13 protein-coding genes and 2 pseudogenes are annotated in these 14,974 nt (G+C 56.7%); 10 read left to right on the top strand and 5 right to left on the bottom strand.

From position 1 onward, the window contains the following. Positions 1 to 18 precede the first annotated feature (18 nt). On the top strand, positions 19 to 300 hold the full coding sequence (locus IQ22_RS23525) for a DUF2218 domain-containing protein (RefSeq protein WP_167654157.1): 282 nt from the start codon (positions 19 to 21) through the stop codon (positions 298 to 300). 115 nt (positions 301 to 415) lie between these two features. On the opposite strand, the gene ubiA is transcribed toward IQ22_RS23525, so the two are convergent. The 3 genes and pseudogenes from ubiA to IQ22_RS06010 form a co-directional block, all read right to left on the bottom strand. Further along, positions 416 to 1,363: a 4-hydroxybenzoate octaprenyltransferase gene (gene ubiA / locus IQ22_RS06000; RefSeq protein WP_244308969.1), complete on the bottom strand. Its 948-nt coding sequence runs from the start codon at positions 1,361 to 1,363 to the stop codon at positions 416 to 418. Between the two features lie 57 nt (positions 1,364 to 1,420). Continuing rightward, positions 1,421 to 1,651, bottom strand: a pseudogene (locus tag IQ22_RS06005) (chorismate--pyruvate lyase family protein); the annotation flags it as partial. Between the two features lie 68 nt (positions 1,652 to 1,719). Next, positions 1,720 to 2,673: a LysR family transcriptional regulator gene (locus tag IQ22_RS06010; RefSeq protein ID WP_145139546.1), complete on the bottom strand. Its 954-nt coding sequence runs from the start codon at positions 2,671 to 2,673 to the stop codon at positions 1,720 to 1,722. Positions 2,674 to 2,879: 206 nt separating this feature from the next. On the opposite strand from IQ22_RS06010, the gene IQ22_RS06015 reads away from it, so the two are divergent. The 9 genes from IQ22_RS06015 to aldA all read left to right on the top strand — a co-directional run bounded on the left by IQ22_RS06015 (position 2,880) and on the right by aldA (position 12,549). Next, positions 2,880 to 3,800: an amidohydrolase family protein gene (locus IQ22_RS06015; RefSeq protein ID WP_145139549.1), complete on the top strand. Its 921-nt coding sequence runs from the start codon at positions 2,880 to 2,882 to the stop codon at positions 3,798 to 3,800. A gap of 312 nt (positions 3,801 to 4,112) precedes the next feature. Next, entirely contained in the window at positions 4,113 to 5,453 is a 1,341-nt protein-coding gene (locus IQ22_RS06020) for an MFS transporter (RefSeq protein WP_145139552.1), read from the top strand. Next, positions 5,434 to 6,618 carry an L-rhamnonate dehydratase gene (gene rhmD, locus IQ22_RS06025; protein ID WP_145139554.1) on the top strand — a complete coding sequence of 395 codons (1,185 nt, stop codon included), beginning with the start codon at positions 5,434 to 5,436 and terminating at the stop codon, positions 6,616 to 6,618. Before IQ22_RS06020 ends, rhmD begins: the two co-directional genes overlap by 20 nt. Positions 6,619 to 6,669: 51 nt before the next feature. Next, positions 6,670 to 6,996: an L-rhamnose mutarotase gene (rhaM, locus tag IQ22_RS06030; protein ID WP_208733605.1), complete on the top strand. Its 327-nt coding sequence runs from the start codon at positions 6,670 to 6,672 to the stop codon at positions 6,994 to 6,996. Then, complete coding sequence (rhaT, locus tag IQ22_RS06035) at positions 6,996 to 8,054, top strand: L-rhamnose/proton symporter RhaT (protein WP_145139557.1); 1,059 nt, start codon at positions 6,996 to 6,998, stop codon at positions 8,052 to 8,054. Before rhaM ends, rhaT begins: the two co-directional genes overlap by 1 nt. Before the next feature lie 45 nt (positions 8,055 to 8,099). Then, positions 8,100 to 8,870: an L-rhamnose 1-dehydrogenase Lra1 gene (gene lra1, locus IQ22_RS06040; protein WP_145139560.1), complete on the top strand. Its 771-nt coding sequence runs from the start codon at positions 8,100 to 8,102 to the stop codon at positions 8,868 to 8,870. Positions 8,871 to 8,917: 47 nt separating this feature from the next. Beyond that, on the top strand, positions 8,918 to 10,273 hold the full coding sequence (locus IQ22_RS06045) for an MFS transporter (protein ID WP_244308971.1): 1,356 nt from the start codon (positions 8,918 to 8,920) through the stop codon (positions 10,271 to 10,273). Between the two features lie 30 nt (positions 10,274 to 10,303). Next, positions 10,304 to 11,104, top strand: a complete 801-nt coding sequence (locus tag IQ22_RS06050; protein WP_145139563.1) for an HpcH/HpaI aldolase family protein — start codon at positions 10,304 to 10,306, stop codon at positions 11,102 to 11,104. A 17-nt stretch (positions 11,105 to 11,121) separates the two neighbouring features. Next, positions 11,122 to 12,549: an aldehyde dehydrogenase gene (aldA, locus tag IQ22_RS06055; RefSeq protein WP_145139565.1), complete on the top strand. Its 1,428-nt coding sequence runs from the start codon at positions 11,122 to 11,124 to the stop codon at positions 12,547 to 12,549. 318 nt (positions 12,550 to 12,867) lie between these two features. Here the strand turns inward: aldA and tssI are convergent. Further along, positions 12,868 to 13,977 (bottom strand): annotated as a pseudogene (gene tssI / locus IQ22_RS06060) (type VI secretion system tip protein TssI/VgrG); the annotation flags it as partial. Between the two features lie 112 nt (positions 13,978 to 14,089). Further along, on the bottom strand, positions 14,090 to 14,863 hold the full coding sequence (gene glcC / locus IQ22_RS06065; protein WP_145139568.1) for a transcriptional regulator GlcC: 774 nt from the start codon (positions 14,861 to 14,863) through the stop codon (positions 14,090 to 14,092). Positions 14,864 to 14,974 lie beyond the last annotated feature (111 nt).

Below are 14,974 nucleotides of genomic sequence, written 5' to 3' on the forward strand. Positions count from 1 at the left end.
CCTGCCAGGAGCACGACGATGGCCCTATCTGAAGCCCGCATTTCCACGACCAACCCGACCCGCTACATCACTCGGCTGTGCAAGCATTGGGGGCATAAGTTCACGGTTGAGTTCGACGAGCAGCACGGAGTTATCCACTTTCCAAGCGGGACCTGCCGCCTGGAAGCACAGGCTGACGTGCTACTGGCACGGATCGAGTTTCCAGAGGCGGATCTTGAACGGATGGAGAGTGTAGTGGCAGAGCATTTACGCAGGATGGGGGGCGGAGAGGAGTTGGTGATCGAATGGACTCGCCCATAAGCTAAGTATATTGAGCTTAGGCGTTTAGTTCTTAGTCGTGTGTTGCGCCCTTTCGAGCGCAACACACTGGCGTGTAAAACGTGGCGAGCATCAGGTTAGGAGAGCGAAGCCCTGCTTACCGCGCCAGATAATCCACCACAATCCCAATCCAGATCGCCAGCCCTGCCCAATGGTTATGCAGGAACGCTTTGAAACACTTCATCGGCTCCCGATCCCGGGTACTCCAGAACTCCCAGACAAAGCATCCTAGCGCCACGACCAGTCCCAGATAAAACCACGCGCCCATGTGAAAGCGCACTCCGGCCAAAAGCAGGCAGAGCAGGGTCAAGCCCTGTAGCGTCGCGATGATCAGCCGGTCCGCATCGCCGAAGAGGATGGCTGTCGACTTTACGCCGATTTTCAAATCGTCTTCCCGGTCGGCCATGGCGTAATAAGTGTCGTATCCCACCGTCCAGATTACGTTGGCAATGAACAGCAGCCAGGCTTCTGCCGGCAGCGAGCCGGTTTGCGCGGTGAATGCCATCGGCATACCCCAGGAAAATGCCGCACCCAGTACAACTTGCGGGTAATAGGTGTAGCGCTTCATGAACGGATACAGCGCGGCGATTCCCAGCGCGCCGAAAGACAGCCAGACCGTGGTGGCATTGGTCAGCAGTACCAAGAGAAAACTCAGGCCTACCAGGGCGGCAAACAGAATTAGCGCTTCCTTGGTCGTAACTTTGCCCGTTGCCAGAGGACGAGCCTTGGTACGGTCCACATGACCGTCGAAATGACGGTCGGCAAAATCGTTGATGACGCAGCCGGCGGAACGCATGAGTACCACGCCAAGCACAAAGATAACCACGTTCTTCACGCTGGGCCTGCCTTCACCAGCAATCCATAGGGCCCATAAAGTAGGCCAGAGCAACAGATAGATCCCAATGGGCTTGTCCAGGCGCATCAGCTGGACGAAATCCTTGATCCGACCGCTCGGCCGGGTGGTCCCGATGATTCGCTGCGGTGCTGGTGTCGTCAGGGGAGCGGTAGCAGGGCGGGACGGTGTGTGGGAGCGGTTCTTTTTCATTGCAGTGCCATGTTGGAATGAACGAAAGCTGCACCGTCAAAGGGCAGGTAGCCTCGATTATAGCCTTTGACTTTCCACGAACCGCCAGAGGTCCGGTAGAAAGACTTCCGCAACCAGGACGGCCAAGCCATCACGACGGAACACGGAGCGTCGCGCCCAAAGGTTTTCCTCCCTGACGGCAACAGGCAGCCAGTAGGCTGGATAACGGGTGGCTTCCAGAGGACCGCGAATAAAGCTGTTATCGCTGAACAGCAACGCACCCAAGGGACGTTGGCCAAGGCTAGCCAGAAAACAGTCATCTGTATGGCGATAGGTGAAGAAGTCGGTAGTTTAACAGCCGGGCGGGAAGCAGCGGCTCAGGTAATACTGCTCAGCCGCCGGGCGCGGTTGCGGAGCAAATCCAGAAAGAGTTTGAGTTCATGGCTAAGAGGCTCGTTCTTGCGCAGTAAAACACCATAAGGGGCCATTTCTTCCTCGATTTCGATGGGCAGCGCTACGACAAGATCGGTTTTCAAGTAGTCGGTCAGTACGGTTTCCGATAAAACCAGAATAGCATCCGTCATTTGTACCAATTGCAGCATGGCAAAGACCGAGCTGCATTCGATTATGTCGCGCGGCGAAGGTAATGAAAGCCGTTCGAAAGAATTCTCTAAGGCAGCCCGTGCTGGGCTCGACGCGGGTTGCAGGATCCAAGGCCAGTCGTTAACCAATTCGCTAAGGTCAATACGGTCGCGCTGGCTCAGCGCGTGACCAGCATGCACCACGACAGTTAGGTGTTCATTACCCAAGGGTTCAAAGACATAGCGGCTGCGGTCGCTCTCGAAACTGCGGCGGGCCACAGCCAGATCAATGCTGCCTTGGTCTAGCAGTTCGATAAGCTGATCGCTGGTATCACCCATGATACGCAGGCGCAAGCGAGGATATTGGCGCTTCATCTCGGCAATGGACTGCACGACCAGATCCGGCGCAGCTCCCATTATGGTGCCGATAGACAGATAGCCATAGCCGCCTTGCTGGCGCTCAGTGATGTCTTCTGCGCAGCGGTCCAGATTGGTCAATGCCTTACGCGCAAACTGTAAGACTTCTTCGCCCAAGGCGTTGGGCCGCATCCCTCGACTTTGCCGTTCGAACAGTTCGCAGCCGAAGGCTTCTTCGATTTCCTGCAACATCCTACTCGTAGCCGGTTGAGACATATTTAAGGCCTGCGCGGCCCGATGCAGGTTCTGGCTGTTGCCCAGCGTAACCAGCATGAGCAGGTGCTTGTAGCGCAGCCGATTGAAAAGAGCGCGGGCGGTGGTAGAGACATGCATTCTTATTATTCCTCGGCAACCGATGCGGCTCCGGTATCGCTGTTGAGCTAATTGTTATTGGTAATAGTGCGGCGGAACGGCTAAAGAAGAAACTTCAATAATAAAAAGGAATTTTTATGAATATGCATTTATGCCGCTCCGGTCCTGCCCGCTGTTCAGATGTACCCTTTTGCACCATCGCCCTCTGCTTGTAAGGAATAGCTGCCATGCCGCTTTCTATCCTGCGGGGTGCTGCTTCTGGACACGTGTCTGCGGTGTATGACGGGCCCATTATTGATACGCATATTCATCTGTTCGACCCTACCCGCCCTGAGAGTGTCCCCTGGCCAGAAAAAAGCGATCCGATTTATCGTCGCGTGCTGCCGGCTGATTATTTTGCCCAGCCAGCAACTTCTTCGATTGTAGGCGCAATTGCGGTCGAGGCGAGTCCTTGGCGGCAAGACAATTTCTGGCTGCTAGAAGCCGTTCGGGCACACGAAGGCATGGTGGGTTTCGTCGGTAACATTGTGCCTGACGAAACCTCGTTTGCCGGTGACCTGGATCTGCTTTCCCGCGAGCCACTATTTCTGGGGGTGCGCTATGGAAATCTATGGGGAAGAGATCTAGCCCAGGACCTAAATCGTTCCGGGTTTCTAGCGGGGCTAAGACTGTTGGCGGAGAGTAACCGAGTACTCGATAGCGCTAATCCAGATTTTACCTTGATTCAGGCGCTGTGCCATGTAGGCGAAAAAGTGCCTACGCTGCGTGTCGTGGTGGATCACCTGCCGAATGCCCAGGTCGAGACTTTTCAACATGATGTTTACTGGCAAGCACTTGAGTCCTTGGCTTCACACGAGCAGGTCTATATGAAACTGTCCGAGATCCCCCAGCGCTACGGCGCAGCGGTGTGTTTCGACGTAGCGTACTACCAGGAGCATCTTGACCGCCTCTGGCAATTGTTTGGGGAGGACCGCATCTTATTCGGCAGCGACTGGCCCAACAGCGAGTTGCTAGGTTCTTTTGAGAACACGCTGTCATTAACCCGGGCCTATCTTGCAACCAAGTCCTTAAAGGCACAGGCCAAGGTGCTCCATCACACCTCACAACAGGCCTATCGCTGGGTGCCGCGCCGGATGGAGCAGGCATGAACAACCTGAACCTGTTGTTCTCAAGATACATTAATGTCTGATGCAAAAAAGGTATCACATGTAAGTTTATTTCGATTAGCGATGCATCGATAGTGGGGTTAGATTCGGTTTTACTAATAACAACAATCAGGACGGTCAATATGAACCGTATGCAGCAGGTTGCCTTGCGAATGGGCTCTGGTCGGTCACTCGCACTATCACCCCCCTTTCGATGTTTTTCTACTTCCGGCTGAGCTTGGCTGTTAGCTTTTCCATGCCGGGCCTTAAACCGGCATGTCCACGCAGTGACAACAATTCCAAAAGGAAACTGACGTGAACACCATATCTCCGTACATCATTAAGAAAGTCTCATGGCGGCTCCTGCCTTTCCTGTTGCTCATGTATGTGCTCGCGTTCCTGGACCGTGCCAACGTGGGCTTTGCCAAGGCGGCCTTTCAGGCAGATACCGGGATCTCCGATGCAGCCTTTGCCTTTGGCGCCGGGATTTTCTTTCTCGGTTACGCCTTTCTGGAAGTGCCCAGCAACCTGATCATGTATAAGGTCGGTGCCCGGTTGTGGATGTGCCGGATCATGGTGACCTGGGGCTTGATCTCGGCGGCGATGATGTTTGCCCACAACGAAATGACCTTTTATGTGCTGCGCTTTTTACTCGGCGTGGCCGAGGCCGGATTCTTCCCAGGCGTCATTCTCTACCTGACGTACTGGTTTCCTCATCAGGCCCGCGCCAGGGCCATGGGCTTCTTTTATTTTGGCGCACCGCTGGCGTTCATCTTTGGTAGCCCTCTTTCAGGTCTGCTGCTTGAATTTGACGGCATGGCCGGGCTACACGGGTGGCAGTGGCTGTTTCTGGTCGAGGGGTTGCTCGCGGCTGTGGTAGGCGTTTGGGCCTACTGGTACTTGGACAATCGTCCGGTAAATGCCAAATGGCTGACTCAGGAAGAGCGGCAGTCCCTGCAAGACACTCTCGACCAGGAAGACCGCGAGAAAATGGCTCATGGTAAAAGCCTGCTCAAGGTGCTGACGCATCCCGGCGTCCTGTACCTGTGCCTGATCTATATGCTGATCCAGACCAGCGTCTATGGCGTGGTGTTCTACCTGCCTACGCAGGTTGCAGGGCTGCTAGGGCAGAAAGTCGGCTTTATGGTCGGTCTTGTGACGGCGATTCCCTGGGTGTGTGCAGTGGCGGCGGCTTACCTGATTCCGGCCTATTCCGACCGCACCGGCAACCGTCGTGTGACCGCAGCGCTTACGGTTGCTGTAGGAGGATTGGGTATCGCTGCCTCGGTAGCCTTTGGCTCACCCATGCTGGCGCTGATTGCCTTGTGCTTTGCAGCCTCCGGTTTTATCGCTGTCCAGCCAATCTTCTGGACCTTCCCGTCAGCCTACCTTGCCGGTAGTGCAGCCGCTGGCAGTATCGCCCTGATTAACTCCGTAGGCGCTTTGGGCGGTTTTATGGCACCCAACCTTAAGCGCTGGGCCGAGACGGCCTTCGACTCGACGGCTGCCGGTCTGTATTTCCTTGCCGGTGCCAGCCTGTTAGCCGGTTTGCTGATTCTTGCTGTTCACCGATTCAGTCCTTCGGCGCCTGTCACACGCGCCGCTACGCCTCTCGATACGTTGCCAGGAGACGCCCATGAGCATGCCCACCATTAAACACGTCCGTGCGTTCACCCTCCGAGGCGGCGGTGCGGATTACCACGATCAAGGTGACGGCCACTGGATCGATGACCACATTTCCACGCCTATGGCGAAGTACCCGGAATACCGGCAGAGCCGTCGCAGCTTTGGTATCAACGTGCTCGGTACGCTGGTGGTAGAGGTGGAGGCCAGTGACGGTACAGTAGGCTTTGCGGTCACCACAGGCGGCGAGTTGGGGGCTTTTATCGTCGAAAAACACCTGGCCCGCTTCATCGAAGGCGCCAAGGTAACGGACATCGAGAAGATCTGGGATCAGATGTTCAACGCCACGCTCTACTACGGGCGTAAGGGTATCGTGCTCAACACCATTTCCGGAGTGGACCTGGCCCTGTGGGATCTGCTCGGCAAGGTTCGTCAGGAGCCGGTTCATCAACTTCTGGGTGGGCCTGTACGGGACGAACTTCAGTTCTACGCCACCGGCGCGCGGCCTGATCTGGCCAAGGAGATGGGCTTTATCGGCGGCAAGCTGGCGCTTCAACATGGCCCAGCCGAGGGCGAGGAGGGGCTGCGCAAGAATATCGAGACACTGGCCACCATGCGTGAACGGGTAGGGGACGACTTCTGGCTGATGTTCGACTGCTGGATGAGCCTTGACCTTAACTACGCGACCCGCTTGGCCAATGCTGCGAGCGAATTCGGTCTCAAATGGATCGAAGAAGCACTGCCGCCAGATGATTACTGGGGCTACGCCGCCTTACGACAACAAGTACCTAGCGGCATGCTGGTGACCACCGGCGAACACGAGGCGACCCGCTGGGGCTTTCGTATGCTCCTGGAGATGGGCTGCTGCGACATCATCCAGCCGGACGTGGGCTGGTGTGGCGGTATTACCGAGCTGATCAAGATTTCAGCGCTGGCCGATGCGCATAACGCGCTGGTCGTGCCGCATGGCTCCTCTGTCTACAGCTATCACTTTGTCATTACCCGCACTAACAGCCCGTTCTCGGAATTCCTGATGATGGCACCCAAGGCGGATCAGGTCGTACCGATGTTCAATCCGCAGCTCCTGGATGAGCCGATTCCCATCAACGGCCGTATGAAGGCGTCCGTGCTGGACAAGCCCGGCTTTGGCGTGCGCCTCAACCCCGAGTGCCAGCTGCATCGGCCGTACGATCACTGATAAAGGAACGCGGCGCGGAGGAACCGCGCCGCCCGACAAGGAAACGCCATAATGCCAACAAAAGCGTTCCGCATGACCTTAAATCCCGGCCAGTCTGAGGAGTACAAGCGCCGGCACGACGAGATCTGGCCCGAGCTTGTCGACGCGCTGCTTGCTGCGGGTGTTCAGGATTACCGCATCTTTCTGGATGCCGAAACGCATGCACTCTACGCCGTGCTGACGCACCACGATGAACATCTGTTGGATGAGCTGCCTCGTTTGTCGGTGATGAAGCGCTGGTGGCATTACATGGCAGACATCATGGCCGTAAATCCTGATGAATCGCCCGTTAGCGTACCGCTGGAGCCTGTCTTTGCTCTAACAGCAGGAGACGCCTGATGGAGGTTATCCTGCTTGGAGTGCTCCTGCATTTTATCGGCGGCTTTGCCTCCGGCAGCTTTTACATCCCTTACAAAAAGGTGCAGGGCTGGGCCTGGGAGAGTTATTGGGTCATCGGCGGCCTGTTCTCCTGGCTATTCGTACCTTTGGTTGCGGCCGCACTGACTGTCCCCGACTTTACGCGCATCATTGCCGAGGCTGATACGTCAACATTGCTCTGGACGTATATCTTCGGTGTGCTGTGGGGGATCGGCGGCCTCACCTTTGGCCTGACCATGCGCTACCTGGGGCTGTCGCTGGGCATGTCCATCATCATGGGGCTGACCTCTGCCCTCGGGGCGTTGATGCCTGCGCTCTACAAGGACCTCTTTACTGATGATACCCATGGCTCGTTTACCGAGTTGGTCGCTAGCGCGGGCGGGCATTGGGTGCTGGCGGGCGTAGCCATTTCGCTTGTGGGCATTGTCATCTGTGGACGGGCAGGTGTGATCAAGGAACATGAGGTGTCCGAGGCGACCAAGCAGGCCAGCGTGGCGGAGTTCTCCCTGGCCAAAGGCTGGATCGTTGCCATCATCTCCGGTGTGCTCAGTGCCTGTTTCAGTTATGGCATCGCTGCCGGTCAGCCCTTGGCGGAAGCGGCTGTAGCTCAGGGGAGTAACAGTCTGTTCCAGAACAACATCACCTTTATGTTGATCATGTGGGGCGGCCTGACTACCAATGCGATCTGGTGCCTGCTGCTGAACAGCCGGAACCGGTCCTTCCACAACTATACAGACCAGCGTACGCCGCTGCTGCGTAATTACCTGTTGGCAGCCAGTGCCGGCACGATCTGGTTTCTACAGTTTTTCTTCTATGGCATGGGCGAGAGTCGGCTGAACAATGATGCCAGTTCCTGGGTGCTGCACATGTCCTTCATCATCGTTGTCTCGAACCTGTGGGGGCTGTACTTCCGCGAGTGGCAGGGCACCTCGGCTCGCAACAAGCGCATTCTGCTAGCGGGCATCGTGGTCATCCTGGCGTCCATTGCCATGGTGGGTTATGGCAATTACCTGGCGTAAATACCAACCGGAACTAGGGTTTATCGATAATCAGAGGAGACATTCATGCTGCTTAAAGACAAGACAGTGATCATTACCGGAGCCTCCCGCGGCATCGGCCGTGCCATTGCAGTGGAATGTGCGCGCCAGAGTGGCAAGGTCATCATTGGACATAGTGGTAGCGAGTCCAGCAAGCAGCACGTGGCCTCGCTGATTCAGGCGATTGAGCAGGCCGGTAGCCGTGCAGTGGACGTAGGGGCTGATGCTGCCGATCCGGATACCGGCGATAAGCTGGTTAAGGCAGCCGTAGAGGCATTCGGTAGTGTGGATGTGTTCGTCAATAACGCCGGTATATGTCCATTTCATGCCTTTCTCAATATGCCGCGCGAGGTCTACTACAAGACAGTTGATACCAACCTCAATGGTGCTTATTTCGCTGTGCAGGCCGCAGCCAATCAGATGAAGGAGCAGGGGCGGGGCGGCTCGATCATTGCCGTCAGCTCGATCAGCGCGCTGGTGGGCGGAGCAATGCAAACACACTACACGCCGACCAAGGCCGGGTTGCTCTCGCTCATGCAGTCTTGCGCCATCGCTCTAGGCCCATACGGTATCCGCTGCAATGCCGTATTGCCGGGCACCATCGAGACCGACATCAACAAGGACGACCTGGCCGATCAGGCCAAACGTGACTACATGATCAAGCGTACTCCTCTAGGGCGCCTGGGCGAGCCGGACGACCTAGCTGGCCCGGTCGTGTTCTTGGCTTCGGACATGGCCAAGTACGTCACCGGCGCATCCCTACTGGTAGATGGAGGGATGTTCGTGAATCTGCAATAGCCATTCCAGGCGGAGTACCGCTTCGCTTCGATCTTTGGAGTGCCTTGATGAATAACAACAACATGCAGGCAGCAGTGGGTACAGCAGCGGATTCGGCTCCCACAAGGGAAGCGGCCATCTCGGTCAAAAGCGCACGGCTCAAGCGCATTCAGTGTGTAGCACTGACGCTGTTGGTGCTGGCGGGTTTCGTCAACTACCTCGACCGTAGCACCTTGGCCATTGCCAACCAGACGATCAGTCGAGAATTGTCTTTCACACCTACCGAAATGGGACTTTTGCTCTCGGTGTTTTCCTGGGCGTATGCCGTGGCGCAATTGCCCATTGGCGGCATCCTTGATCGTTTTGGTGCGCGCCTAACACTGGGCCTGGGAATCTGCCTATGGTCCATCGCCCAGGGGCTGCTTGGCGTCTTCAGTACACTCAACCACATGATCCTGGCGCGTATCGGCTTGGGTGTCGGCGAGGCGCCGCAATTTCCTGCGGGGGCCAAGGTTGTCAGCGAGTGGTTCAACATCAGGGAGCGAGGACTGCCTTCTGGCATCTTCAACATGGCTTCCTCACTGGGACCAGCTATTGCCCAGCCCATTCTCGCCGCGCTGCTTCTGGGCCTGGGCTGGCGGGCGATGTTCATAGCCATGGGCGTGATGGGCGTGGGCGTGGCGATCATCTGGTACGCCGTTTACCGCAACCGGGATGAAGTCAGTCTTACCGCCCAGGAGCAGCACTACCTGGATGAAGGTATGGCCAAGGGCGAGAGTGGCGGACGCATGACCTTTGCTGAGTGGCGTGGACTATTCAGGTTGCGTGTGACCTGGGGCATCGTGTTTGGCTACGTCGGTATTATCTACATGCTGTCGTTGTATCTAACCTGGCTCCCTGCATATCTGGAGCGAACGCATCATTTATCTCTGGCCAGCGCCGGCTGGGTTGCCAGTATTCCCTTCCTGGCCGGTGCCGCAGGCGTGATTAGCGGCGGTCTGCTGGTCGATCGGGTGATTCGTGGTGGTGCCAGCGTCAGCCGTAGCCGCAAATGGCCAATTTGTGGTGGCTTGATCGGTGCAGGATTTTTCACAGTCCTTGGCGCCTATGCCCAAGGCGTCGTCCCAGTGATGGCCTTGTTTAGTGCAGCGTTGTTCTGCCTGAACGTTGCAGTGGCCGGCACATGGTCCCTGGTTAGTGTGGCCGTTCCTTCACGCATGGTCGCCTCGCTGGCCAGCATTCAAAATTTCGGCGGCTACTTTGGTGGAGCCTTTGCCCCTGTCGTGACCGGCATGGTTGTGCAGCAGACCGGCTCTTTCACACTTGCCTTGGTTATCGCCGCTCTGGTCGCGTTACTCGGCGCCGCTAGCTACTTCTTTATCTTCAAGCTTCCTGAGAAAGGAGGCCATCTGGCTTCTCACTGATCCTTTAACTTCCATGCGATAGGACTTCTTATGCAGATTCCTCACAACGCCTTCAAGGCAGCCCTCAAGAAAGACCAGACTACCTATGGTATCTGGGCCGGTTTTGCCACAGGCTACGCGGCGGAAATCGTTGCTACCCTCGGCTATGACTGGATATTGATTGATGGCGAGCATGCTCCCAATACCATCCCGACGATCCTGGCCCAGCTCCAGGCTGTTGCGCCCTATGCCACCCAGCCCGTGGTGCGAGCCGTGACGGGGGACAGTGTGCTGATCAAGCAACTGCTTGATATCGGCGCCCAGACGCTGATGGTGCCTATGGTAGAAACGGCCGAGCAGGCCCGTGATCTGGTCAGAGCCATGCGCTACCCACCTCATGGTATTCGTGGCGTGGGTGGCGGGCTGGCGCGCGCGACCCGTTGGGACGGTGTACCGGATTACCTTGCAACGGCGCATGAAGAGTTGTGCCTGATTGTGCAGGTAGAATCGGCCAGGGGCGTTGAAAACGTAGAAGCCATCGCTGCGGTAGAGGGCGTCGATGCAGTCTTTGTTGGCCCAGCAGACCTTTCCTCCGGCCTGGGCTATCCAGGAAATCCCCGCCACCCTGAGGTGCAGACAAAGATTCGCCATGCTATCGACGCCACCCGTGCTGCCGGCAAGGTCAGTGGCATTCTCGCTCCGCAAGAGGATGACGCTCGCCGCTACCAGGGCTGGGGCTGCCAGTTCATTGCCGTGGGTATCGACATCAGCCTGATGCGTCAGGCAGCCCTGGATAACCTGCGTCGCTACAAGGAAGGCCCGGCCGCCAGCGCGCCTTCGCGAACCTATTAAAACAAGAGGAATCGGCCATGACCCAACCGTATCAGAACTTTATCAACGGTGCGTTTCAACCCAGCAGCGAGCACCTTGGCGTTTTCAACCCGGCCACCGGTGCGCGACTGACCGACGTGCCTGCGTCCAATGGCGATGATGTAAACCGCGCCATCGAGGCTGCACGTGCCGCTCAAAAAGGCTGGGCAAAAAAGCCTGCTATCGAGCGTGCGGGCTACCTGAGAAAAATTTCCGCCAAGATCCGCGAACATGCGCCCCGGCTGGCGCGCATCATTACCGAAGAGCAGGGCAAGGTCAGTGGTCTGGCTGAAGTCGAAGTCAACTTCACGGCTGATTACATTGACTACATGGCAGAGTGGGCGCGCCGCATCGAAGGCGAAATCATCACCAGTGACCGGCCCAACGAAAACATCTTTCTGTTCCGTAAGCCCCTGGGGGTGGTCGCAGGCATCCTGCCTTGGAATTTCCCGTTCTTCCTCATCGCCCGCAAGATGGCTCCTGCCCTGGTAACCGGCAACACCATCGTTATCAAACCCAGCGAAGAAACACCGATCAACTGCTTCGAATTTACCAAACTGGTCGCCGAAACGGATTTACCGCCCGGCGTGTTCAACGTCGTCAGTGGAGCAGGGGAGGTAGGCAGGACGCTCAGCGCCCATGCCGGTGTCGACATGATCAGCTTTACCGGCAGCGTCGCCACCGGTGCGCGCATCATGGCGTCGGCTGCACCAAACCTCACCAAGCTCAACCTTGAGCTCGGCGGTAAGGCGCCGGCCATCGTGCTGGCCGACGCTGATCTTGACCTTGCCGTCCGGGCAATTCGCGGCTCGCGCATCATCAATACCGGACAGGTCTGTAACTGTGCTGAGCGTGTATACGTCGAGCGCGGCGTAGCCGACGAGTTCATCTCACGCGTCAGCGCCGCCATGAGTGAAACGCGCTACGGAGATCCACTTGCTGACGCCTCGGTAGAAATGGGGCCGCTGATCAACCAGGCTGGGCTCGATAAAGTTGCCGAACGTGTTCGCACGGCAGTCAGCCAGGGCGCTAAGGTCGTCTCCGGTGGCAAGGTCGCAGACCGCCCCCAGGGCTTCCACTACGAACCTACGGTGCTGGCCGGTTGCCGGAAGGATATGACCATCATGCGTGAGGAGATTTTTGGTCCCGTCCTGCCAATCCAGATCGTTGATAGCCTGGACGAAGCCATTGCCCTGGCAAACAACTCCGAATATGGCCTCACCTCATCCATTTATACCCGCAGCTTGAGCAAAGCCATGCAAGCCTGCCGTGAAATCGATTTTGGCGAAACCTACATCAACCGCGAAAACTTCGAAGCCATGCAAGGCTTCCATGCGGGGGTACGCAAGTCAGGCATTGGCGGGGCGGATGGAAAGCATGGGTTGTATGAGTACACCCATACGCAGGTGGTTTATATGGAAGTTTGACGCTTGCCGGCTTCCCTGTTTGATCTGGGAGAAGCCGGTTAACTCAAACGCGCTGTGAGGAAATAACTATACAAAAAAGGCTCTGCATAGAGTCAGAGGCCTAACTTGACAGGGTAAAAGGAAAGGGGCGGATGTGTAACTTTTCAATCTTTTGCATACTGTTGGGCTTCTTCTAGTTGTTGAGGTGTCATTTTAGCTGCGATTTTAGGGAGCTTAAGGTTTACAAGCCTTGGCATATCACCTCCACCGTCTAACTCTAGGAGTATGGAAATGAGAGCATAGCCTTCAACAAGACTGTCTTTGAATCCGTACTTAGTGGCTTCCCAGCACTTTAGGCTTGGGATGCTTAAGGGCGGGGCGGTAGGGCACGTCCCACGGGGTAGCGGTAAAGCGGTTTCGATAGCCTTGGGTGAAGCCGTTCTCAGGAAGAGTGTCGCTGGTAACCGATTCCTCCAACACCTGAGGCTGTCGGCCTTCATGGAAAACTTCCTGCACGAGCCACAGGGCATTCCAGGACGTTCTTGGATGATGGGTTAGTGGTAGGAAGTGTCCGCTGACCAGTCCGGCATCGCTGTTGCCTTCCGCCAGCTGCGAATCTGCCTGGTGCCGCTCCAGGGCACGCTGAGCGAGAAGCTTGCCGTAGGTGCGGTCGGTAAAACGGCCGGGATAGTCATAATCTTCTAAGTCAGGAGAAGACGTGCCTTTATAGGCCGCTTCCATAAGCAGGCGCGGCTTTTCAAAGTTGTAATCGCGGCGCGTAACGCGGCTGGTTCGTGTCGCAAGGCATACGCCGAAGCGGCGAACAACCTCGTGCTGAGCGGCCATGCCGGAGTCCTGCTGGTAAGGCACGGACGAGAGCGTGGGGAAGACGGTTTGATCATCTCCAAATACCAAGACATGGCCGCTCCCGCTGTGCTGGAAGTGGTAACTCAGACCTTCCTCTTCGCAGAGGCGTTGGATGAAATGGAGATCGCTTTCATCGTATTGAACGCAATAATCGCGCGGTGGATACACCGTTTTGCCGAGCTGAAAGCGATAGGCCCCCTCGAACAGACCATGCTCCTTAAAAATCGACTCGATAATTTTGGTTACGCTGAGTTGTTGAAAGATGCGCTGGTTGGTGCGGTGGGCTAGGTAAGCCAATTGGGGCACGAGGCTAAGGCGATAACGCGTTAGTCGCTTGCCTGAGTCGCCCTGTTCGGCTCGATAAACCAGCCCGTGAACGCCGCAACCGGCAGGCCCGAAAGCAAAATAGGCGGGCTTATGCAGCAGGCTCCCCAAATCAAGGCTAGGCCTTTCGCTGACCAGTTCGATATCGAAACGGTAGGTTTGGTTGAGGGCTTCGTAACCCTCGAAGCTGAGTACCTGAAAGTCATTCGAATCACCCTCGACAAAAAGGGTGATAGGGCTTGTGTTCGCGTCCAGCATCCTGCTGCGCCTTGTCCATTAAAACAGGCGCGGGAGGGTGCCGGAGCGGGCAGGTTCATGCTGTGACTCAAGTCACAAGCCTCTTCAGTGGTCGGTATTCATGTCCCGACGGTCACATCCAGCCCTCGAGGCGCATCGTTGCACGCACCAGACGCTGTTCTTCCTGCTCGATCTCCCGCAAGTTGTCACGAATGCTGTGAATATGATCGAGCGCAGCGCGGCGGGCCTGTCCCGGCAATCGCTGGGTCACGGCTTGATAAAGGCGGGTGTGCTGGCGGTCGATCTGCTTGCGATGCGGCGGGCGGTGATAAAGGTTGGCGATACAGGCGAATACCGAACCGAGCAAGAGGTCGTTCAGAGATTGCAGAGTATGGACGAGTACCGGGTTATGGGATGCTTCGTAGACAGATAGATGAAAGGCATGGTCGAGACGGGCATGGATGTCGGCGTCGAGCTCCTCCGGCTTTTCACAAGCACGGCACAGCTCTTGGTAGCGTCGGCCGATGAGAACGAAATCCGCCTCCGTGCCTCGTAGAGCGGCCAAGTGAGCGGCCTCGCCTTCAAGCAGGGCGCGAACTTCCAGCAAATCAAACAGTGTTCTGGGCTGGCTGCCAAACAGGTGCAGCAGCGGACTGGTGTCGTTGGATGCACTAAGCCGGGCAACAAATGATCCGCGGCCCTGGCTGGTTTCGATAATGCCGCGTGCCCGTAAAAGGCCCAGTCCCTCACGGAGCGCTGCTCGAGAAACGCCCAGCTTGTCACATAGACGCCGTTCGGAAGGTAGAGCCTGGCCAACCTTCAAGACTCCATCCACGATCAGACGCTCGATCTGCTCACTGACGGCATCAGCAACGTGACGACGCTTGTTGCTCTCGGTTTCGCTCATAATTAAGTGGTCTGACCAGTTTTGGCGTGGGGATGACCATAAGCATACAGCACAGCTGAAAGCCTTATCAAAGCTGCTTTCATTAGACTAAAGGTTTATAGGATCTTCTAA

The sequence above is a fragment of the Pseudomonas duriflava genome, from assembly GCF_007830155.1.
Classification (GTDB): Bacteria; Pseudomonadota; Gammaproteobacteria; order Pseudomonadales; family Pseudomonadaceae; genus Chryseomonas; species Chryseomonas duriflava.